The following is a 684-nucleotide window of genomic DNA, read 5'->3' as shown; positions in this document are numbered from 1 at the left end:
CGGTCGCTTGCCGATGTCCGCTTCTGGCCGATTTTTGTCTGTCGCCACCGTCAGCTTTGGGTCGAAAGTCTTCGTTCGGTAACCACATCGGAACCTCGCTACTCCCCGCAGGATCGGGTGATAGCGTGGAGATGAATCGAATGAGTCGTTGCGTGTTTAACAGATCGCCATCCTGGAAGCGGCTACTTTAGTGGAGATGGAAGTGGACATTGACTGTCTATTAAAAAAAAGGCAACTGAACGTGCAAGAGCAAAATGCTCTTGTGGCCCATACACTCATGGTAACCGCCAAAGCTTGGCTGGCCAGAGGGGTTCCTCTCGCCTTAAAAAACTATGGCGAGTCGAAAGGCGTTAGATGGTCAGAAACCGTCGTACTCGACCTTGAAGTTGACTTTCCCGGAATGCCACGCCTTTATGGTCTTTTGCTCACTCACGCAGAGCGGTTCATAGAGTTTGAAATTGATACGGATAGCACTCATAGGTACGTGGAATCGGTGAGTCAATGGGAGGATGTTTCTGCTAATCAGGACTACGCGTCCCGAAAGCGCGGCACTGGAAAGGGCTTCGCAGCAATTGCTCTCCAGGTGAGGCGCGAACTTCTATGCGGCGTTTAGGTGTGAATCACTGAAGCTGAGACTCCATTGTTGATCGTAAGCCGCATTTAATGAGTGGCAGCTTTCGGCCA

1 protein-coding gene is annotated in these 684 nt (G+C 51.2%); it reads left to right on the top strand.

All coding sequences use genetic code 11. The features are described from left to right. The first annotated feature begins 202 nt into the window (after window positions 1–202). The gene (locus JN524_RS27165) at window positions 203–613 is read left to right on the top strand and encodes a hypothetical protein (protein ID WP_202371314.1); all 411 of its coding nucleotides are present in this window, start codon (window positions 203–205) and stop codon (window positions 611–613) included. Window positions 614–684: the final 71 nt, after the last annotated feature.

Source organism: Pseudomonas sp. MWU318 (genome assembly GCF_016756945.1).
Classification (GTDB): domain Bacteria; phylum Pseudomonadota; class Gammaproteobacteria; order Pseudomonadales; family Pseudomonadaceae; genus Aquipseudomonas; species Aquipseudomonas putida_A.
The sequence above is the reverse complement of the archived record's forward strand: the minus strand, read 5'-3'. Positions and strand labels throughout refer to the sequence as shown.